Source organism: Alicyclobacillus acidiphilus NBRC 100859 (genome assembly GCF_001544355.1).
Taxonomy (GTDB): Bacteria; Bacillota; Bacilli; order Alicyclobacillales; family Alicyclobacillaceae; genus Alicyclobacillus; species Alicyclobacillus acidiphilus.
Genome location: NZ_BCQI01000018.1, coordinates 40,580 through 59,816, shown reverse-complemented (window position 1 = coordinate 59,816; position 19,237 = coordinate 40,580). Strand labels below are relative to the sequence as shown.

18 protein-coding genes are annotated in these 19,237 nt (G+C 57.8%); 5 read left to right on the top strand and 13 right to left on the bottom strand.

Going from position 1 to position 19,237, the window contains the following annotated elements; genetic code table 11:
* Positions 1–378 precede the first annotated feature (378 nt).
* From AAC01S_RS09215 to AAC01S_RS09205, 3 genes are read right to left on the bottom strand one after another with little or no spacing between them, the layout of a single operon-like run.
* Positions 379–1,719, bottom strand: a complete 1,341-nt coding sequence (locus tag AAC01S_RS09215; RefSeq protein WP_067621405.1) for an MFS transporter — start codon at positions 1,717–1,719, stop codon at positions 379–381.
* A 34-nt stretch (positions 1,720–1,753) separates the two neighbouring features.
* Positions 1,754–3,067 (bottom strand): winged helix-turn-helix domain-containing protein, encoded by a 1,314-nt coding sequence (locus AAC01S_RS09210; RefSeq protein ID WP_067621404.1) that lies wholly within the window; start codon positions 3,065–3,067, stop codon positions 1,754–1,756.
* On the bottom strand, positions 3,068–3,385 hold the full coding sequence (locus tag AAC01S_RS09205; RefSeq protein ID WP_067621403.1) for an iron-sulfur cluster assembly accessory protein: 318 nt from the start codon (positions 3,383–3,385) through the stop codon (positions 3,068–3,070). It lies immediately after the preceding gene.
* 641 nt (positions 3,386–4,026) lie between these two features.
* Between AAC01S_RS09205 and ileS the strand changes: the two genes are divergently transcribed.
* On the top strand, positions 4,027–7,161 hold the full coding sequence (gene ileS / locus AAC01S_RS09200; RefSeq protein WP_067621402.1) for an isoleucine--tRNA ligase: 3,135 nt from the start codon (positions 4,027–4,029) through the stop codon (positions 7,159–7,161).
* Positions 7,162–7,300: 139 nt separating this feature from the next.
* Here the strand turns inward: ileS and AAC01S_RS09195 are convergent, their stop codons facing one another.
* From AAC01S_RS09195 to AAC01S_RS09185, 3 genes are all read right to left on the bottom strand, one after another.
* Complete coding sequence (locus AAC01S_RS09195) at positions 7,301–9,196, bottom strand: MFS transporter (protein ID WP_067621401.1); 1,896 nt, start codon at positions 9,194–9,196, stop codon at positions 7,301–7,303.
* A gap of 59 nt (positions 9,197–9,255) precedes the next feature.
* Entirely contained in the window at positions 9,256–9,537 is a 282-nt protein-coding gene (locus AAC01S_RS09190) for a GIY-YIG nuclease family protein (protein ID WP_067621400.1), read from the bottom strand.
* A 176-nt stretch (positions 9,538–9,713) separates the two neighbouring features.
* Entirely contained in the window at positions 9,714–10,583 is an 870-nt protein-coding gene (locus tag AAC01S_RS09185) for a serine O-acetyltransferase (RefSeq protein WP_067621399.1), read from the bottom strand.
* 198 nt (positions 10,584–10,781) lie between these two features.
* On the opposite strand from AAC01S_RS09185, the gene AAC01S_RS09180 reads away from it, so the two are divergent.
* Positions 10,782–12,161 (top strand): dipeptidase, encoded by a 1,380-nt coding sequence (locus AAC01S_RS09180; protein ID WP_067621398.1) that lies wholly within the window; start codon positions 10,782–10,784, stop codon positions 12,159–12,161.
* Positions 12,162–12,611: 450 nt separating this feature from the next.
* Here AAC01S_RS09180 and codY read toward each other — a convergent pair whose 3' ends face one another.
* From codY to AAC01S_RS09155, 5 genes are all read right to left on the bottom strand, one after another.
* The gene (gene codY, locus AAC01S_RS09175; protein WP_067621397.1) at positions 12,612–13,400 is read right to left on the bottom strand and encodes a GTP-sensing pleiotropic transcriptional regulator CodY; all 789 of its coding nucleotides are present in this window, start codon (positions 13,398–13,400) and stop codon (positions 12,612–12,614) included.
* A 195-nt stretch (positions 13,401–13,595) separates the two neighbouring features.
* Complete coding sequence (locus tag AAC01S_RS09170; RefSeq protein ID WP_067621396.1) at positions 13,596–13,892, bottom strand: YerC/YecD family TrpR-related protein; 297 nt, start codon at positions 13,890–13,892, stop codon at positions 13,596–13,598.
* A gap of 62 nt (positions 13,893–13,954) precedes the next feature.
* On the bottom strand, positions 13,955–14,143 hold the full coding sequence (locus AAC01S_RS09165) for a hypothetical protein (protein WP_067621395.1): 189 nt from the start codon (positions 14,141–14,143) through the stop codon (positions 13,955–13,957).
* 37 nt (positions 14,144–14,180) lie between these two features.
* Entirely contained in the window at positions 14,181–14,828 is a 648-nt protein-coding gene (locus AAC01S_RS09160) for a helix-turn-helix transcriptional regulator (protein ID WP_067621394.1), read from the bottom strand.
* Positions 14,812–15,042 carry a helix-turn-helix domain-containing protein gene (locus AAC01S_RS09155; protein WP_067621393.1) on the bottom strand — a complete coding sequence of 77 codons (231 nt, stop codon included), beginning with the start codon at positions 15,040–15,042 and terminating at the stop codon, positions 14,812–14,814. Before AAC01S_RS09155 ends, AAC01S_RS09160 begins: the two co-directional genes overlap by 17 nt.
* 90 nt (positions 15,043–15,132) lie before the next feature.
* Between AAC01S_RS09155 and AAC01S_RS09150 the strand changes: the two genes are divergently transcribed.
* On the top strand, positions 15,133–15,708 hold the full coding sequence (locus AAC01S_RS09150; protein WP_067621392.1) for a GNAT family N-acetyltransferase: 576 nt from the start codon (positions 15,133–15,135) through the stop codon (positions 15,706–15,708).
* A 79-nt stretch (positions 15,709–15,787) separates the two neighbouring features.
* Entirely contained in the window at positions 15,788–16,240 is a 453-nt protein-coding gene (locus AAC01S_RS09145) for a helix-turn-helix domain-containing protein (protein WP_083511645.1), read from the top strand.
* Positions 16,241–16,249: 9 nt separating this feature from the next.
* Here AAC01S_RS09145 and AAC01S_RS09140 read toward each other — a convergent pair whose 3' ends face one another.
* Positions 16,250–17,332, bottom strand: a complete 1,083-nt coding sequence (locus tag AAC01S_RS09140; RefSeq protein WP_067621391.1) for a metal-dependent hydrolase — start codon at positions 17,330–17,332, stop codon at positions 16,250–16,252.
* 106 nt (positions 17,333–17,438) lie between these two features.
* Between AAC01S_RS09140 and proS the strand changes: the two genes are divergently transcribed.
* Positions 17,439–18,890, top strand: coding sequence for a proline--tRNA ligase (proS, locus tag AAC01S_RS09135; protein WP_067621390.1), 1,452 nt, complete (start codon positions 17,439–17,441; stop codon positions 18,888–18,890).
* A gap of 82 nt (positions 18,891–18,972) precedes the next feature.
* Here proS and tlp read toward each other — a convergent pair whose 3' ends face one another.
* Positions 18,973–19,203, bottom strand: a complete 231-nt coding sequence (gene tlp, locus AAC01S_RS09130) for a small acid-soluble spore protein Tlp (protein ID WP_067621389.1) — start codon at positions 19,201–19,203, stop codon at positions 18,973–18,975.
* Positions 19,204–19,237: the final 34 nt, after the last annotated feature.

Sequence of the window (19,237 nt, the reverse complement as noted above, 5' to 3'; positions counted from 1 at the left end):
CCGTAGCGGTACTTTTGTCCCTTATCCGACTCCGGCGGCCCGCCCGCCTTCCCGATCCCGCCGCCGTAGCGGTACTTTTGTCCCTTATCCGGCTCCGGCGGCCCGCCTGCCTTCCCGATCCCGCCGCCGTAGCGGTACTTTTGTCCCTTATCCGGACCCGGCGCCTCACCTGCACGCCCGATCCCGCTGCCGCAGCGGTACTTTTGTCCCTTATGCGGCTCCGGCGGCCCGCCTGCCTTCCCGATCCCGCCGCCGTAGCGGTACTTTTGTCCCTTATCCGGCCGGCGGCTCCGGCGGCCCGCCTGCCTTCCCGATCCCGCCGCCGTAGCGGTACTTTTGTCCCTTATCCGGCCCGAGGGCCCGGCGGCCCGCCTCGGCTTACCGTTTCATCTTAAGCGCCACCTCGTTCCACATCGCGCGTGAATATGGCATGAGAAAGCTGATCCCGCCTAAACAGGGGCCGATCCCGGTCAACATCAAAACCATCCACAGCGGCTCGTAGACCATCAGGCTGCCCAATGCGGCGATGCCAATCGGCGTTGCCAAGCGCGAGATCGTTCCGAGTGTCGAGAATACCCGGCCGCGCGCCTCCTCGGGCACCAGCAAGATACTGACACCACCTCCGGCTCCGTCGACGAGTCCCAACATCAGGCCAGCGAGAAGCAACATCGCCATGTCCCACCAAACGTTCGCCCATGCGCCTGTCAAAGAGACGCCGACACCGAGGCCAATCAGAGTCAGTGACTCGAGCGTACGATAGCCAATTCGCCTTGCGACAGTCGAGGCGGTGACGCCGCCGACCATCACGCCCACCAACAACGCGGCCATGGAGATTCCGAAAAACAGCGAATTCCGGTGCAAAACGTCGTTTACCCATGCGGTGTAAACGACGGTAAAACCGGCAAGGGACATGTTGTTGAAGCACGCCGTTGCGGCAGATTGGAGAAGATATCGGGACTTTAGAATCACCGACATGCCGGCTTTCCACTCCGCCGCTAGAGCCGTGACTGCACAGTCGCGACGGGACTGTCCTTCCTCCCGCGACCTGTCCGGCACCGAACTTTCGCGGGACCCGTCCACCTGCCCGCCGCCGGGCTGCCCGCTGTCAACCAGCGCCCCGTCAACCTGCATGCTGGCGCTCGGCTGGGCGCGCTCGTCGATCCGCACGAAGATCAGGCTGACCACGGAGATCGCGAAGGATATCGCATTGGCGAGGAAGATGACAGGGGCAGACATCAAGGCCATCAGCGTGCCGCCGCCCAGGGTGCCGCCGAGGGATGCGAAGGCTGTGATGGACTGGCTGAGTCCCGAAGCGGATGTGTACTGCTCCTGTTTGACGAGGCGCGGCCACAGCGAGGCGAAGGCTGGCGAGAAGAACGTTCCCGCGATTTCGACCATGACCACAATCGCGACGACCCACCAAAACACCGGATGTGCGAATTCGGTGAGCACGAACAGTGCAGTGAGCATGGCGGTGCGGAGCAAATCGGACACAAGCATCGTGCGCTTTTTCCGCCACCGATCAACCCATACGCCGACGAACACGCCAAGTATCGGCGGCAACGAGGTGGCAAAGCCTGTGACGGCGAGCGCACTCTTCGAGTGAGTCAGTTGGAGAACGTACCACAGAAGCGCGATACCGTAGAGATTGTCGCCGATGGTGGAAATCAATTGCCCGCCAAAGAGAATGGCGAGCGCGCGGTTCTTGAGGACAGTCATGGGTGAGCCTCCGACGTGATCGTTTTCCCATACTCTACTTGGGAATTGTCAGAGGAATATCAGAGGAGACTGGCACGATCACGCCTGGATACCGTTCCGCCGAGATCGAATCCTCCCGCAATGGCGGGAGATGCCGATCCAACAGGTGTTCGAGTTCCTTTGCGAGACCTGGAAAGTCGCGCTCGTTGGAGAGATCGGCCCACATCGCGGAGAACGGCCGGCGGAGTTCGGGGAGATCGAGTACACGAGTCAAGAAAAAGAGGATGTCCCGCAAGCGAATGATGACGTGGGACACAATCCCGCTGTCCCACAAGAGTTGGATGCCGCGCCGCAGGAGAGCGTCCGCCGCCCTGCCATCACCGCGTGCGGCGTGGAGCAATCCCTCGAGGATGCTGGCGTTCGCGAGTTCGCGCTGCCACGGTGTGATGGTCAGCTGCTCTTTGGCGATAACCAACTTACGCTTTGCTTCGGCGAAATCGCGGGCATGGAGTTCCAGTTCGACAGCCTGAAGCTTCGCGAGCGGAATATATCCGGCATAATCCATGGCGAGGGATGTGGCCAACGTATCGGAGATGGCTTGTCGCGCCAGGTCCAGTCTGCCGAGGCGCAAGTAACAGTCTGGCAAGGCGAAGCAAATTGCCTCAAGATGGTGATGGGCCGGCAGCATATACGACTCGATTGCCCGCCTCCAAAATGCCCAGGCCTTCGCTTCGTCGTTGCCGATATGGTGATAGTACGAGAGCAGCCAGAAGGACTTTTCCGTGAAGGTGGCGTCGGAATCGGCCAGGATAGCGCGCATGTCCCCGCACTTGTCCCACGCGCCGAGCCGCAGTTCGGTGTCGCGCTGGATCCCGAAGATTGCGGGATTCTCGCGCAGGATGTCGATCCCGACGCCGTGGCCGAACAGGACGTACTGGTAGAACATCTGCCGCACCTGATCCCGGTACATCGGATCAGCCAAAAGGGGATTGTCCGTGGAAAGCGACGCTTGGAACGACAGGTCCAGCGCGATCTGCGCAGACCTGGCAAAATCTCCGCGCACCACTTGGCCGTTCGGCGCCACGCTCGGCAGAGCGAGCCTGTAACCGTGCCCACGTACCGTTTGCAGCGCGCTCGCATCAGCGCCTGCCATCGAAAGTTTGCGGCGAAGGCGATAGACGTGATCGTCAACCGTCCGATCCACAGGTGTCTCCCCTGGCCAGACAGCGTCGAGCAATTGCTCGCGCCTGAACGCCTGATTGGGATGGCTGCACAGAAAGGCCAACAAACGAAACTCTTTCGGCAGGAGTGGCACCACCGCATCCCTGCCTTGAATCGCTTGCGCGTCCTCGTCGAGCCGCCACCCCAATCAGCACACCGCCCCTACCGACTCCTCAAATACGAAGCCGGATTGCACATAGTCAATCCGCGCATTGGCCAACAAACCAAGGCACGTCTTGTCGATCACGATGGCCACGTCGTGATCGAGCCCGCGGTCGGCCTCGAGGACCTCGCCGTCCAGCGAAATCGCGACGTCCATCTGCGTTCGCACGTCGTCGACCGTCAATTGAAACCGCGGGCCGCCGCACTGGTAGGCTCGGGCGATTCGAATGAACTCGCCTTCGTACAACTCCTCTTTGGCAAACCGAATCAGCTCGCGCCTGGCTTCTGTCGTGATGGTCAACATCGCTATCTCCACCATTTCCGCATTCCTGCGTGTTCGTCGTTCCGTGATCATTCCGGATGGTACAACAAGTCTCTTCCCATTGTACAAGTATGGACGGGCGCGCGTCACCGCCCAATTTCCGAGCGATGTTCCGATGGAACGCGCTGCCAGTTCGCATCCACTTCATGTCCAATTCGCGACCAGTTCGTGTGCCCGCATCAGTTGCACATCGAAACGACTTCGGTATACTATGTTTGACAAAGCGACACATGTACGGCCTGTGAAGAGGACGAGTAGCGGCAAGAGGATGCGTTAGCGAGCGGGGAACGGTGAAAGCCCGCGCATCGCTCGGTCGGCGAAGATCACCTCGGAGGCAACTGCTGAACGATGGGTTTGGGCTTAGTAGGCAGTTTCGGGTTCCTCCCGTTATCGAGGGCGAACAGATGGTCCGTTAGGCCGCAAGTCTGGCCGAAAACCGGAGAGAAGAACCGGAAAGGCGATCTCGGCGAAGCGCGGCTGTCGTTCGGCTGATGGAGCGGCGAGTCCTTGTCATTTGGGGCGGCGTCGCTAAGTTGGGTGGTACAGCGAGCACACGCTCGTCCCTTCACAGGGACGGGCGTTTTTTATGTGAGCCCGAAGAGACAAAAGGAGCGGAAGCAATCATGGCACTGCGGAAAGTGGATGCAAAAGAAGCGCCGAAGGCAAGAGAGAGTCGTGTGCTGTCCTTCTGGGAACAGCACGACGTCTTCCACAAGAGCGATACCAATCGCCAAGGTCGACCAGAGTGGGTGTTTTACGAAGGGCCGCCGACGGCAAACGGCCGGCCGCACCCTGGGCACGTGTTGACGCGCGTGTTCAAGGACCTGTACCCTCGCTATCGCACGATGAAGGGTTATCACGTCATGCGAAAGGCCGGTTGGGATACGCACGGGCTGCCTGTCGAAATCGAGATTGAGAAAAAATACGGCATCAGCGGGAAGAAGCAAATTCAGGAGTTTGGCGTCGAAAAGTTCATCCAGGCGTGCCGCGACAGCGTGTTCACGTACGAGCAAACTTGGCGCGAATTGACCGAGCGGCTCGGCTATTGGACGGATCTCGACCATCCATACATGACCCTGACGGACGACTATATCGAATCCGTTTGGAACTTGCTGCAGACGATTTTCAACAAAGGCCTGTTGGAGCAAGGGCATCGCGTGAGTCCGTACTGCCCGCACTGCGAAACGACGCTGTCCAGCCACGAGGTGGCGCAGGGCTACGCCGACGTCAAGGATCTGTCGGTGACCGCGAAGTTTCGCGTGAAAGACGGCGACGTCGATGGCCGGCCAACCTACATCCTGGCTTGGACGACGACGCCCTGGACCCTGCCGAGCAACGTCGCCTTGGCTGTCCACAGCGACTTGACCTACGTGCTCATCCACAAAGTCGAGCACAACGAGAACGTGTGGGTCGCCGAAGATCTGAAAGATCACTTCATGGCGGAAGGCGACAGCGTGATCGAGAAGAAGAGCGGTGCCAGTCTGGCCGGCACCGCGTACGAACCCGTCTTCCCGTACGTCACCGTGGAGGGCAAGAAGCACATCGTCATCTCGTCCAGCCACGTGACGGCCGAAAGCGGCACAGGCATCGTCCACATGGCCCCGGCGCACGGCGAAGACGACTACAAGGCCTGCCGCGCCGCGGGTATCGTGTTTATCAACTTCGTCGATTACACAGGCTGTTACACGTCCGACGTCAAAGATTACGAAGGCCGCTTCGTGAAGGACGAGGAACTGAATGTCGATCTCGTCAAATCGCTCGCCCATCGCGGCTTGCTTTACGACAAACACAAACACGAGCACTCGTACCCGCACTGCTGGCGCTGCGATACGCCGCTGATTTACTACGCCATCGACTCGTGGTTCATCCGCACGACGGAAGTTCGGGATCAGCTGATCGCCAACGCCAAGACGGTCAACTGGATCCCGGAACACGTACGCGACGGCCGAATGGGAAACTTTTTGGAGAACGTGATCGACTGGAACCTCTCCCGCAGCCGCTATTGGGGAACGCCCTTGCCCATTTGGCGGTGCGCCGACTGCGGCAAGCTGGAGTGCATCGGCTCGAAAGCGGAGCTGCAGGCGAAAGCGGGCCGATTGCCGAAGGAGCTGCACAAGCCGTACATCGACGAACTGACGTGGGCGTGCGGCTGCGGCGGCACGATGGAGCGGGTGCCGGAAGTCATCGACGTCTGGTTCGACTCGGGTTCCATGCCATTTGCGCAGTTGCACTACCCGTTTGAGAACCAGGAACGGTTCCATGAACTGTACCCGGCCGATTTCATCTGTGAAGCCATCGATCAAACGCGCGGCTGGTTCTACTCGCTTCTCGCGATCTCGACGGCCGTGACCGGGAAAGCCCCGTACAAGAACGTCCTCGTGCTTGGCCACGTGCTCGACGAGAAGGGCAAGAAGATGTCGAAGTCCAAGGGCAACGTGATCGATCCGTTCGAAGCCTTCGACATGCACGGCGCCGACGCCCTGCGCTACTACTTCGTCTCGAACACGCAGCCGTGGAATTCGCAGTTGTTCTATCACAAGGCGGTCGCCGAGAGCAAAGGCAAGTTCATCGATCTGTTGCAAAACATCCACCAGTTTTACGCCTTGTACGCGGAGATTGACGGGTTCGATCCGGCGACGGCGAAGCCCATTCCGGCGGCGGATCGGCCGCTGATGGATCGGTGGCTGATAGCGCGGCTGCACCAGACCATCCAGAGCGTCGACGCGGCCTTCGAGAAATATGATGCGACTTCGGCCGCGCGCACGCTGCAAGCGTTCGTCGACGATCTCTCGACGTGGTACGTTCGCCGCAACCGCGACAGGTTTTGGGCTGGCGGCATGGAGGACGACAAGGTGGCGGCCTACCTGACCTTGTATGAGGCGCTTTCCACCGTCGCCCTGCTCGCCGCGCCGATCACGCCCTTCCTTTCGGAAGACATGTACCAAAATATCGTGCGCCTCAACGGCGCTCGGACAGATGTGCCAGAGAGCGTGCACCTGTGCGACTTCCCCGTCGCCGATCCGAGCCTGGTTGACGAGTCGCTGATTCGCGAGATGGCCACCGTCCTTCGCGTCGTCGAAGGCGGGCGCCACTTGCGCAACGAGAGCAAGATCAAGACGCGCCAGCCCTTGTCGAAATTGTACGTACCCAAAGCGGACGCGCCGGTACTCGAGAAATTTGCGGACATTCTGCAAGACGAGTTGAACGTGAAGGAAATCGTGTTCGCGGAACTCGACGATGTCGCACGGCCCGAGATCTACTTGAATCTCGCCGCCGTCGGCAAAAGCTTCGGCAAGAAGACGCAGCAGCTGAACCAAGCCGCAAAGGCTGCGGACGCCGCGACGATTGAGGCGTTCCGGCGCGATGGCAGCGTCGTGATCGAAGGCGAGACACTGACCAGCGAGCACGGCGAAATCCGCTACACGGCGCGCTTTGAAGGGCTCATCTCGGCAGACGCGCGCGGCTTTGTCGGTTTGGAGACCACGCTCACGCCCGAACTCGTGGAAGAGGGCTTCGTTCGCGAGATCATTTCGAAGATGCAGATGATGCGCAAGGAAGTCGACTATGGCGTGACCCACCACGTGCGGTTTTACGCCGCCGGCGACGAGGACGTCTTGGACATCCTGCGGCGCAACGCGGATAGGATCGCAGGAACCGTGCTGATTCGCGAATTCGCAGATGCCCCGCTGGCCGACGCCGATCTCACGAAAGACTGGGACGTAAACGGCAAGCGGTTGACGCTGTCCGTCGGGAAGTGACTTGAAACGTGGGCCGGAGGGGCGAGAGACGACCCGGCCTGCGCTCAGGGCCGTAACAGAGGCGGGGGCCGAGCGTCGCCCCCTCCGCTTCCCGCCCGCAGCCCTGGCCACTTCCCTGGTACGCAATGAGTCGAACGACTTACCTCAGCCGGTAGCTCATCCTCACTTCAACATACAGGTGCTTTCCATCCGGATCCTGCGCGGCATCGCTCGCCGTTCCCGATCCGCCGTTTTCTCCGTCATCATCCGCCGCGGATCCAGCCGATTCACCCCTCAGGCTGTGGCGCAGCCACTCTTCTTCACTCAGGAGTTTCATGTCGAGGCTCATGCGCACCTTGCCTGGGCCCGGTAGCCCGCTTTGACCGTATATGTCGTCGAGCAGCCGTCGTCGAGCTTCGTCGACGTAGCGCAAGAGCGCTTGTTCTGCGTAAGCAGGATTGGAGCGCAGCACTGCGACAGGCACATTGTACTCTCCTGCAGCGCGATACTGCGGGATGCCGTCGAGATCCAACCGCGTCAGCAGGTGTGAGTCGGCCATGCGGTTCAGCAAGGTGTCGAGCGTATCCCGCGACACCGCGATCCCGACGTTCACGAGGTCCACGTGAAGCTCGTCGATGGCCTTTGGCCCCGATTCAAGTGCGGCCATGACAGCCAACCCCTCTGGCTCGTTCAGCAGCGACAGGGTATGCATGTCCTCGATCACGGCGGATACTGGCGCCGGCGCCGCCAACGTCGCTGGCGAGATGAGGGAAACTGGCTCGCGAACCTCGCTGCGATGGTCACCAGGGCTGGGCTGTTTGACGTCCATTTGGAGCGACTTGAAGCCTTTGGCAAACGGGATGCACAACACGATCAGGACGAGCAGCACGCCGCTTCCCCAGGTCATGGCGACACTGCCGACTGCGGAACCCAGCACACCGGCCATCAAGAGTCCAATCAACGTGCACAGGTTGACGCTGCCTTGCAGAAGGGCCGCGCACCTGCCGCGAACCTGCGCTGGCGTGGCACGCAGAAAAAGCGTATTGACGGGGACGTTGATGATGGGAACAATCACGCCCAGCAAGGCGGACCATGCGAACGCACTTGCCATCGATGTCAGAAAGGAGGCGTGATCGCGCGCCCAGACGACACCGACAACGCCGACAAACGAGAGACCGAGCACCCCGATGGCGCCGTTCAGCAGCGAACCGGCCCGAATTCGCTTGAGCAATCGCGATCCCAACGTGGCGCCGACAATCGAGCCAACGCCGAAACAGGCCTCGTTGTAACCATACATGGACGATGAGAGGTGCAACGACTGCAAGAGCACGGACGACTGTGCCGTGTTGAATATGCCGAGCACAAACGTGACAGGGAGAAGCATGATGAGCAGGAAGCGAAGGATCGGGGCTTCGCGAATCGCGTCAAAGCCGCCTGCGAAGCCGAAATTGAACATCCCCCCTGCTTCACCCTCGCTAGCCGGAGCGGCCAGGCTCGGCAGAGGCAGCGTGAGAGCCGCGGAGAGCAGAAACGAGACCATGTCCATCAAAAACGAGTGACCGATGCCAAATAAGCCGGCGGACACACCGCCCAAGGCCATGCCGACAATCTGTGTCAGTGCGGACACGGACTGGGAGAGACCAATGGCATCGCCGATGTGATCATCGCCGACGATCGCCGGAATCGCCGCGCTTTTGGCCGGACCGTAGAACGAAGTGACAAAGCCAAGAATCAAAACCAGGGCGAATGTGAGAAAAAACGAATGAAGACCGAGCGTTGCAAGAAGTCCGAGAACGACGAGAGCCCGGAGCAAGTCGGCCGCGAGCATGATGTGTTTGCGGTTGTATCGATCCGCGATCACGCCGGCAAACGGGCCCAACACGATAGAGGGAAGCAAATCGGCGACTAGGATTAAGCTGATGCCCACTGGACTCGTCCCAAAGTGCTTGGCCACGAGAACGAGTAGGGCCGTGCGCAAAAACGCGTCGCCAATTTGCGAAAGGAATTGCGACGATACAAGAAAGCCGTATTTGGTGCGAAGCAGAAGAATTCCCATACGATCCTCCACTGGTGGACTGCCATGGGAATCAGAATACTTCATTTCGTGCGTATCGTCTATAGAATTTTTGGAGATGATTCAAGGGATATGGTATGCGAATGCACGAGCTTCAGCTTTTCCGGGCGCGATAGCCGCTTCAATGACCGCTCGCGGCGGAGCGCGTCTGATTTTTCCTCAAACGTTTCCACGTGGACCAAGCGGACAGGCGTCCTTCCGCGTGTGTACTTGGCGCCTTTTCCAGCGTTGTGCGCCGCAATTCTCCGTGCTACGTCTCGTGCATACCCTGTATAAAGCGTACCATCCGAACACTCGACGACATAGACATAATGGTCCGTCATGCCGTGGTCACCTCGCATCGATATGCATGAAGACAAAAAAAGAGGGACACCTTTGCAGGTGGCCCAATCAGGGGTAAAGGGTTACCACAACGTTAACACAGATGCGGAAATTTTTCCATGCCCCAGCCAAAGATTTCTCAATCTGTCCAAATCTATCGTCAGTTCCAAGACGCTTGTCAGGAGTGTTGAATCCCGCGCGGCCGGACAATGCTCTCGGTCTCGTACACGACCTTGCTGTACGGCGAAACGGACTCAGTGACCCACGCGTTCGATCCAATCACACTATGATGACCGATGACGGTGTCTCCGCCCAGAACCGTCGAATTGGCGTACAAAACCACGTAATCCTCGACGGTCGGATGGCGCTTGACCTGGCGGATCAGTTCCCCAGCCTCGTCTTTGGGAAAATACAGCGCGCCGAGCGTAACGCCCTGGTAAAATTTCACGTGGTTCCCGACGACCGCCGTCTCCCCGACGACGATGCCCGTGCCGTGATCGATCATGATGCCACGCCCAATCGTCGCGCCCGGATGCAAATCGATACCCGTGAGGCGATGGCCATATTCCGTCATCATGCGCGGCAGCAACGGGACGTTCAAACCATAGAGAAGATGGGCCATGCGATAAATACCAAGCGCCAATACGCCAGGATACGTCAAGATGATCTCGTCGCTGCCTGTGGCCGCAGGATCACCGTTCAATGTTTCAATCACGTCTTCATAAAACAGGTCTTGCAGCAGCGGCAATTGCTCGATGAATTTGTCTGCCGTGTTGCGTGCGGCGTCGTGCGTCTCCGCGGTGCCGCCCTTTCCCATACACTCTTGATATGTGGCGCGATGAATTTGTTCTGTCAGCACTTTGCGCAATTGCTCTATCGTCGCAGTCAATGAACTTTGAGCCTGAACCTCGAAATAGTTGGGCAACAAGGATGCTCTAACCAAGAGGACTATTTGCCGAATCGCATCCGGTTCTGGATGACAGGTGCGACCCTTGAACATGCGATAACTATTGCGCACTAAATGCGTGGCAATTTCCTGGGTGTCCATCCCTGTATCTCCTCCTGCTCCATGGCGCCGCCGACATTCTTTATGAGTATACATCGTTCGCTGTCAGCAAAAAACTCTGCATGCCGACTTGTTAACTTGGCTTTGGCCCTTCCATTTCCCTGTCCCGCGCTTTTACGGTATGCTCGTTTGCGAAGAGAAGCGTTCACTGTTCGACAAGCCAAGAGAGGAGTATGCCAAGTGCAAGACATTGAAGATTACTTGGTCAAAGAGCGGGATCGCCAGTTGCAAGAACTCAAGCAACTGTTGTCGATCCCGTCCATCAGCGCGCTCAGCGAACATCGCGGCGACGTCCGCCGGGCGGCCGAGTGGATCCGGGACAGCTTGAGCAGGGCCGGGTTCCATCACGCCGCCATCATGGACACACCTGGCCATCCCGTCGTGTACGCCGATTGGCTGCACAGGCCAAACGCGCCGACCGTGCTGGTCTACGGCCACTACGATGTTCAGCCGGTCGATCCGATTGAGCTTTGGGAGTCGCCGCCGTTTGAGCCGACCGTCCGCGACAACCATCTGTACGCTCGCGGGGCCAGCGACGATAAGGGGCCCACATTTCTGCACATCAAAGCGCTCGAAGCACTGCTAGCGGTGCGAGGAACGCTGCCGGTCAACGTCAAGTTTTGCATCGAGGGCGAGGAAGAAGTCGGATCGAAACACCTGGACGCCTTCCTGGACGAGCACCGCGACATCTTTGCGGCCGACATGGTGCTCATTTCCGACACGACGATGATCCGCCCGGACCTGCCCGCCATCGTGTACGGTTTGCGCGGACTGGCGGCGGGCGAAGTCGAGCTCAGAACCGCTTCGTCAGACCTCCACTCCGGCCTCTACGGCGGCGCCGTGCCGAATGCCGTCCATGCTTTGGTCGAATTGCTCAGCACCTTTCACGATCCCGACGGCCGCGTCACGGTCGACGGCTTTTACGACGACGTCCTCGAACCGTCGGCAGAAGAGCGAGCGGGCTACGCGACGCTGGGCCACGATGACGAAGCGTACAGGAAGTCGCTCGGGCTGACCGCTCTGCATGGCGAACCGGGCTATTCGACGCTGGAACGTGTGTGGGTCCGTCCCACACTCGAGATCAACGGCATTTCCGGAGGTTTTCAAGGAGAAGGCACAAAGACCGTCATCCCCAGCGTGGCTACGGCCAAAATCACATGCCGCTTGGTTCCAAACCAGAAATCCGACCATGTGCTGGAGCGGATCGCCGAACATGTGAAAAAGCACCAGCCAAAAGGCGCCGTCGCCATCTTCCACAAGGGACACGGCGGCAAACCGTACTTGGCTCCGTATGATCACCCAGCCATTCAACTTGCCGCTGAGGCGTACGCGTACGCATATCCAAACAAGGCTGTGTTCACGCGGATGGGCGGATCGATCCCGGTGGTCGAAACGTTCTCGCAACTGCTGAAGGTACCGGTGGTCCTGATGGGCTTTGGGTTGAACGAGGATCGGTTCCATGCGCCAAACGAACGCTTTTCCCTCGACAACTTCGACCGAGGGCTGCGCACCCTATGCTACTATTACAGCCAACTCGGCGACACATGGTCGTCCCGATGAAGTCCGGCCAACTTTGTATCGCCTTGAAACGCCGGACCACCGCAAAAAACCAAACGGGGCGGCGGACTGGCGCGATCGGGCGGGGCGCTCCGCGGGGCGGCGGCGTCAGCAAATAAGCGGCCTAGGGCCGCTTATTTGTGTCGAATCGTCTGATCCACGACGAATAAGCAACCCTGGGCTGCTTAAATCGCCCCCACACCAGGCCATCCGCCCGATTTCGGAGAAATAAGCGGCCACCGGCCGCTTATTTTCCCCATTCTATCCGTTCTCGTTCGAATAAGCGGCCGTGGGCCGCTTATTCGTCCCTGTCCCGCTCCATTCGATCCGCTGCGTTTGCCACGTCAGCTCGCGGTCCAAGCGATACAATCACATCGAGGCGGCGGACTGGCGCGATCGGGCGGGACACCCGGGCACCGCACCACACGCCAGCCGCCGCCGCGCCGCACATATTTACCGCTCGAACTGGCGCGTGATTTCATCCTCGACGAAGTGATTGAGAATGCGAAGGTGTGTCCCCTTCATACCGAGCGAGCGGCTCTCGATGGTCCCTGCGCTTTCGAGTTTGCGGATGCTGTTGACGATAACCGATCTCGTCACGCCATGCTCGTCCGCGATCTGGCTGCTCACGACGATCCCGTCAGCGGCATTGCGGACGGCGTCGAGCAAATATTTGGCTGCCTGCAGTTCTGAAAAGCTGAGCGATTCTACGGCAAGATGAGCCAATGCCCGCTGGCGCCCTTCTTCTTCCTTCTGCTGTTGACGCGAATGGACAATCTCCAAGGCCACGATGGTCGCACCATACTCGGCAAGCACAATATCGTCCTCATCAAACGGACGCTCCGAGCGCGCGAAGACCAATGTCCCTTGCCGCTCACGCGCGCCAATCACCGGCGTGATGGCGATGTACTTGGCCTTGAACGACGCATTCTCTTCCGGCGAGAACACGTAGAACGGCTGCTTTTGTTCTTCCGTCAAATTCGCGATGGACTGTTCAACTCGAAGCAAATGCTTGTTGAAGTCCCCTGGGAAACGCTGATCTTTGGTCATGATGTCCAGCCATTCCTCGGTCAGCGCGTGTTCTGCCACGCCGTACCCAAGAATTTTCCCTTTTCGGCCAACGATATAAACGTTGCTTGCCATCACTTTGCTTAAAAATTCTGCGACTTCACTAAATTCCACCTGATCTTGAGAACGATGGAGTAATTGTCCGAGTTCCTGCACCTGCTCCAAGAGTCTCACAGTTATTCGTCACCTATTTTCCCTATAAGGTCGATATCATACGTAAACACAACATGACTTGAACACAACATGCAAACGACTTGTCTATACGTAAGTATCCGCAACGCAGTCCAAAATACACCAAATTGAACATCTGCGCACCATATGCAGACTACAAAGAAGGTTGGGAAATGTCAAATGTTTTCGCGAGCCAAATTATGAGCGTTCTTCCATCCGATCGAGAATCAGGCGATACCCGTCCGCACCGTAATACAGGCAGCGCTTGACTCGGCTGATGGTCGCGGTGCTTGCCCCGGTCTCCTCTTCAATCGTATGATAGGTCGCTCCATTTCGCAGCATCCGGGCAACCGCAAGCCGCTGTGCAAGGGAATGGACCTCTCCAATTGTACACAAGTCCTCAAAAAACCTGAAACATTCCTCTTCTGTCTCCAAGGCTAAAATGGCCTTGAACAAATGCTCAACGTCAGCGGATCGCAATTTTTCGAGCGTCATGCCCTTCATCCTTTACCACGTGGACGTACTAAAGAAAGTGTAGCAGACGCTTCTCAACCTGCCTAGCGATGGAGTGATCGGACAATCTCGATCACGTGGTCAATTTCAGACAGCCTGATCTGAATCTGCTTGCTTGTGTCATCGTCGCAGGATTTCGGAGCTTGTTCCAACAAATGATGCTTTCTCCGCTCCAAGGCCTTGTGGATTTGGTGAATCGCATCTTCGTATCCGCGTTGTTCTTCCGTAGCCATCGCGCCGCCACCTCTACCGTAAGCTCCTTAGTTCACCCTACACCCAATAACTCGGGATCTGCAAGATCATATCGTTCGCGCGCGCGAGCCACAGACAGCTGGATTGGTGCCGGCCATGGAGATTCGCCGCCATCGCTTCGACGGAAGCAAGCACGACGCGCAACCGAAGATCGCCAAGCGCTCGCATGTGCCGGGGGATGTGATGACTTTCGGAAATCACGCGCCTCCACAAGGCCGATACCTTGCATGCGACAGGGTCCGGATCTGCATCCGCACCGCGTCCGAGCGACCGATGCGACATATCTCTGGCCAACCACCACAGACTGTAGCACTCTGCCTCGAGGGTCAAATCGGACGTCCCCTGCCCGTCCGCTTCGAACCCATGCGCTTCAAACGCGACAGATGGCGCGCTTCCTCGAACAAACGCCCGCCACCATCGAATTTGCAGTTCGATAGCGCGGCGGTGCTGTCTCCAAACTTCGCCCAAATCCTCCCTCGACGCTGCCGGGAGAGCCAACCGGTGTAAAAATGCATCCATCAACGTATCGTCAGGAACGAGTACGCCTTGTTCGATGAGGGAGTACTGCGATTGTGCGCACACTCCTTCACACCACTGCGCCTGTGTAAATCCGTTTTGCTTGCGGGCCTCCTCCAAAATCAACCACGGTTCATTCATCTTGGCCATCGCGGCGAGCGTCTCCCCACAAATCGCTCAACTGCACCTGCAATGCCTGCGCGATCCGTCCGAGTTTCGCGACATTGCTGCCCCTCGACCCCGATTCGATGGCATAAATATAGCTTACACTCACATTGGAAGCTGCTGCGAGCTCCCTAACTGACATCTTGCGCAATTTGCGGTAGTATTTTAGCCGCTGAGCCAGTTCAGTCAATTGAACCACTCCAAGTGTTTTCTACTATTGTGAAAATCATATCAGAATCCCCCAGATTCCGGTAGTTCTATTTTTCGATTGTGGAATGGAAGTGAAAACATGGCCAATGGTGACATGGATGGCCCGCCTCAATCCGACAGCAAGGCGGTGTTCCGAACAAACGATTGGGATTGCCTGCGCGAACTGTACCGGCTGCATCGAGATGATCCAGATTGGGATTCCAATATCCGCACGGATGATCGGTTCGAGGAACAACTTGCCGAATGGGCGTTTCGTTCGTGGTTGCAAGAGGGGCAAATCGACGTGTTAACCAGCGAGGATGGAAGGCCGCTGGGGTTGATTGTGCTGCTTTTGCATCCGGGCGACGATACCAGTCCACGGTTTCTCGAACTTGGCACGTACCTGGTGCCAGAGGTTCGGGGGACGGGAATGAACAGGTACTGTAAAGAACGGGCGGTCGATCTCGCACGACATGTGTATGGCGTGGACTGGCTGGTATGCGCCATTCCGGCCAACAACGTTCGAGCTATGCGGGGAATGAACCGTTTGAATTGGTCCACTATGGAAACTTATGCAGGAGAACCGATCGATCACCCGTTCCACACCTTTTGGAAGCGCCGCTGCTTTGTCACTGGACAACGCGTCACGTTGTATCTCATACCAGTAGATCAATAATTTTTCATTTTACACGTTGACCTTGGCGGACAGTCATTCTACATTTGTAGACATAGAGACGACGCTTGGAGGTCTTCCAGTGGAAATTGGGCAGCGGCTCCGGCAACTCCGGGAAGAACGAGGTTACACTCTTGCGGAAGTAGCGCGAAAGGCGAACATTTCCATCAGCCACTTGAGCGCGGTGGAGAACGGGTCTCGCCCGAATCCGTCGTTTGCAGTCGTCGCCAGCTTGGCGCACGCGTACGGTGTTCCGCTCTCCTATTTTGACGACCAAGCTGCGAACGATTTGCCTTGGTCTTCGGGCCAATCGACCGCTTCCGTGCCCGATTCAGCGCCGAATTCCGTGTCGGTTGCCAGTTCAGCGGCGGAGGAGAAAGCCGACTATCAGGAAATCGCCCGTAAATTGGCAGAAGCAGACGCCCTGGAAAATCCGTCGCGCCTGCTCGAATTGTTGGCCGAATGTTTACGGGAAAGAGATCAACTTGCCAAACAGAAGTCGAATGACGACCCAGGTCATCAGGCTGACAAGTAATCGGGGGTTTTATCTTCCGGATCGATAACCCTTTGGGGTGGGAATGGTCAAGCGCATCCGTCTGCCCACGCGCTTCCATGTGTCGCTGAATGATTTCGGCAAGTCGACCGACTGTGTTCTCAGGCCCTCGTTGACCAGCACCAACTCGCCCTCGGTCGTACGAGCGATATCCACAGCGGCGCTGAACGACAACGTGTCAAAGTAACGCACACCGGCGTCAGCCATGCGAACGACCGTCAGACTTCCTTCGGTTTCCTGCTTTGCCACCAACATGGGCGAAAACCATTGCATGGCCCGGCCCACCCGGCTGTTCTCCAAGGCGAATGCCACCTCCGGCGACTGGGTTGTCTCCACCACCGCTTCGTCCATCGGTTCGCCGCGCCAAGTGAACGAGCCGAACTGAAAACGAGCCCCGTCCGTCACAACATATTTGTACCCGTGCGGGATGGGCACAAGGGCAGGAGTGACACGAAAACGAAGTGGATTCGCAGATGCAAATTGACCTGATTCGGCCATACCTCGCACGTGGTTGGCGACACGACCAAACAACCAATGGTGGAGGATCCACCGCCACAGCGTATAAAGCAGCGCGATGCCGTCCAACGTGTAAACGAGCCATGGATGATTGGCTGGATTTCTGCCAAAGATGACGCCAATCACGGCCAGTATGACGAAAATGGGCTCTGTGACAAACAACACGTCTCCGCGAATCCGCTTGCCCGAAAATGGCCACAACGCTTTCGTTCCATATGTGGTCAGCACATCGGAACCGATATGTGTCAAAACGCCGACAAACGCCAGCAGGGTGAACAGCAGAAAGTGGTGTCCGATAAACAGGTTGAAGATGGCTCCGGTCAACAAGGAGTAGCCAATCCAAAAAGGTATACTGTGAGATGCTTGGCGATGCTGGTACAAATAATTCACAGCGTCGCCGAAAATCCGAAATCCGATATCTGAATCAGGCAACTCCGCGCCGGCAACCGCCGCTCCACAAGCCAACCAAGCCACGGCTCCAGTCGACGCGTCGCCTGTGAGGGCAACGTAGGTTCCGTAAACACCCATCCCGAGACAGGCATGCGTCACATTGTCCACAGCGCTCACTCCCGTATTCCTTTGTGTGTTGAGTATACCGTAATTGACGCCGATTGTTGCATTCCGTAAGATGGCAGGAAGGATACCCTTGTCTAGGAGGCCCGTAATGGCGAAGGAAAATAAGGCATTTGTCAAAGAGATCACACCACAATCGGAAGATTTTTCGCGCTGGTACATAGATGTCATTCAAAAGGCGGACTGGATGGACTATTCTCCGGTTCGTGGCTGTATCGTGTTCAAGCCAGACGCGTATGAAATTTGGGAAGCATGCCAGCGTGAACTGGACAAAGCGTTCAAGCGGACCGGGCACCGCAACGCCTACTTTCCGCTGTTTATTCCCGAGAGCTTCTTTCAGAAGGAAAAAGAACACATCGAGGGCTTCAATCCCGAACTTCCCTGGGTGACAGAAGCCGGCGGCGATCCGCTGGAGGAACGCCTTGCGGTTCGGCCGACGTCCGAAACGATGTTTGGCCACATGTACGCTCAATGGATACAGTCGTACCGCGATTTGCCGGTCCTCTTGAACCAGTGGGCGAACGTGGTTCGGTGGGAGAAGCGAACGCTGCCGTTCCTGCGGACGAGCGAGTTTTTGTGGCAGGAAGGCCACACAGCGCATGCTACGGAAGAGGAAGCGCGCGCGGAGACCATGCAAATGCTGGACATCTACGCGACGTTCGTCGAGGACTTCCTGTCCATTCCCGTGATTCGAGGGCAAAAGACGCCCAGCGAAAAATTCGCCGGCGCAGTCGATACGTACTCGCTGGAGTCGTTGATGAAGGACGGAAAGGTTCTGCAAACGGCGACTTCGCACTACCTTGGCCAAAACTTCGCAAAAGGCTTCGACATTCAGTATTTGGACAAGGACAACCAGTTGAAGTACGTGTACACCACGTCCTGGGGGATTTCGACCCGCCTGCTCGGGGCCATCATCATGGTGCATGGGGATGATCGCGGCTTGGTTGTTCCGCCGAAGGTCGCTCCAACGCAGGTTGTCGTCATCCCCATTGGTCCGCCGAAATCGCGGGAGCCAGTCGTTGCGGCTGCGCAGACGATTTTGGACGAGCTGCAGGCGCGTGACATTCGAGTGAAGATGGACGCACGCGACGACGTGAGCCCAGGCTGGAAATTCAACGAGTATGAAATGCGCGGCATTCCAATCCGAATCGAGATCGGGCCGAGGGATCTCGAACACGGCCAGGCCATCCTGGCCCGTCGCGATACGGGCGACAAAATACCGGTGGCGTTGACCGGATTGGTATCGGCCGTGCAAGCGTTGTTGACCACCATCCAGTCGGATATGTACGCTGCGGCAGCGCGGCGCCTTCAGGAAGGATCGCACGTGGCCGACAACATGGAACAACTCGTCGGCTATATCAACGGCGATCGCGGCTTGGTTCTCGCAGGATGGTGCGGGAACGAAGCTTGTGAACGAGCCGTCAAAGACGCTTGCTCGGCAACGAGTCGAAACATCCCGTTCGATCCGCCGGCACACCCTGAATCCTGCGTCGCCTGCGGCCAGAAATCGGTTCATGCGGTGTGGTTCGCAAAAGCGTATTGACAACTTTCACGCAAATCGGGGGCCGCACATGGGCCCCCGATTTTTGCTGTTACTCACCATATTCATGCGGTTGGCGATGTCCTTATTCGTTGTGCTCCTGATAGTGTGCTTCATCCTTGATTTCTTCACGAAATCCTTCAATCGCTTGCATACGGCGCCGATTCTTCTGTTCCAGCGCGGCCTTGTCCTTTGGGTTCATGTCGTCGCCATGGGCTTCCAACATCGTCTCTGCTTCGCGCATATTTTCCATGGTGTGATTCAGGGCTTGTTGCAGGTGTTCAACGTTGTCCTTGCGATTGTCCGGCTTCGCCACTTCGATCCCTCCATCCTTTGTGATGTACGAGCAT

What these genes read in the sequence shown, in the direction of transcription:
- AAC01S_RS09190 (WP_067621400.1), bottom strand. Translation starts at nt 9,537, where the DNA reads ATGACGGACCATTATGTCTATGTCGTCGAGTGTTCGGATGGTACGCTT.
- AAC01S_RS09195 (WP_067621401.1), bottom strand. Translation starts at nt 9,196, where the DNA reads ATGGGAATTCTTCTGCTTCGCACCAAATACGGCTTTCTTGTATCGTCG.
- AAC01S_RS09205 (WP_067621403.1), bottom strand. Translation starts at nt 3,385, where the DNA reads ATGTTGACCATCACGACAGAAGCCAGGCGCGAGCTGATTCGGTTTGCC.
- AAC01S_RS09215 (WP_067621405.1), bottom strand. Translation starts at nt 1,719, where the DNA reads ATGACTGTCCTCAAGAACCGCGCGCTCGCCATTCTCTTTGGCGGGCAA.
- AAC01S_RS09170 (WP_067621396.1), bottom strand. Translation starts at nt 13,892, where the DNA reads ATGACGCTCGAAAAATTGCGATCCGCTGACGTTGAGCATTTGTTCAAG.
- ileS (WP_067621402.1), top strand. Translation starts at nt 4,027, where the DNA reads ATGGCACTGCGGAAAGTGGATGCAAAAGAAGCGCCGAAGGCAAGAGAG.
- AAC01S_RS09150 (WP_067621392.1), top strand. Translation starts at nt 15,133, where the DNA reads ATGGCCAATGGTGACATGGATGGCCCGCCTCAATCCGACAGCAAGGCG.
- proS (WP_067621390.1), top strand. Translation starts at nt 17,439, where the DNA reads ATGGCGAAGGAAAATAAGGCATTTGTCAAAGAGATCACACCACAATCG.
- AAC01S_RS09165 (WP_067621395.1), bottom strand. Translation starts at nt 14,143, where the DNA reads ATGGCTACGGAAGAACAACGCGGATACGAAGATGCGATTCACCAAATC.
- AAC01S_RS09160 (WP_067621394.1), bottom strand. Translation starts at nt 14,828, where the DNA reads ATGGCCAAGATGAATGAACCGTGGTTGATTTTGGAGGAGGCCCGCAAG.
- AAC01S_RS09185 (WP_067621399.1), bottom strand. Translation starts at nt 10,583, where the DNA reads ATGGACACCCAGGAAATTGCCACGCATTTAGTGCGCAATAGTTATCGC.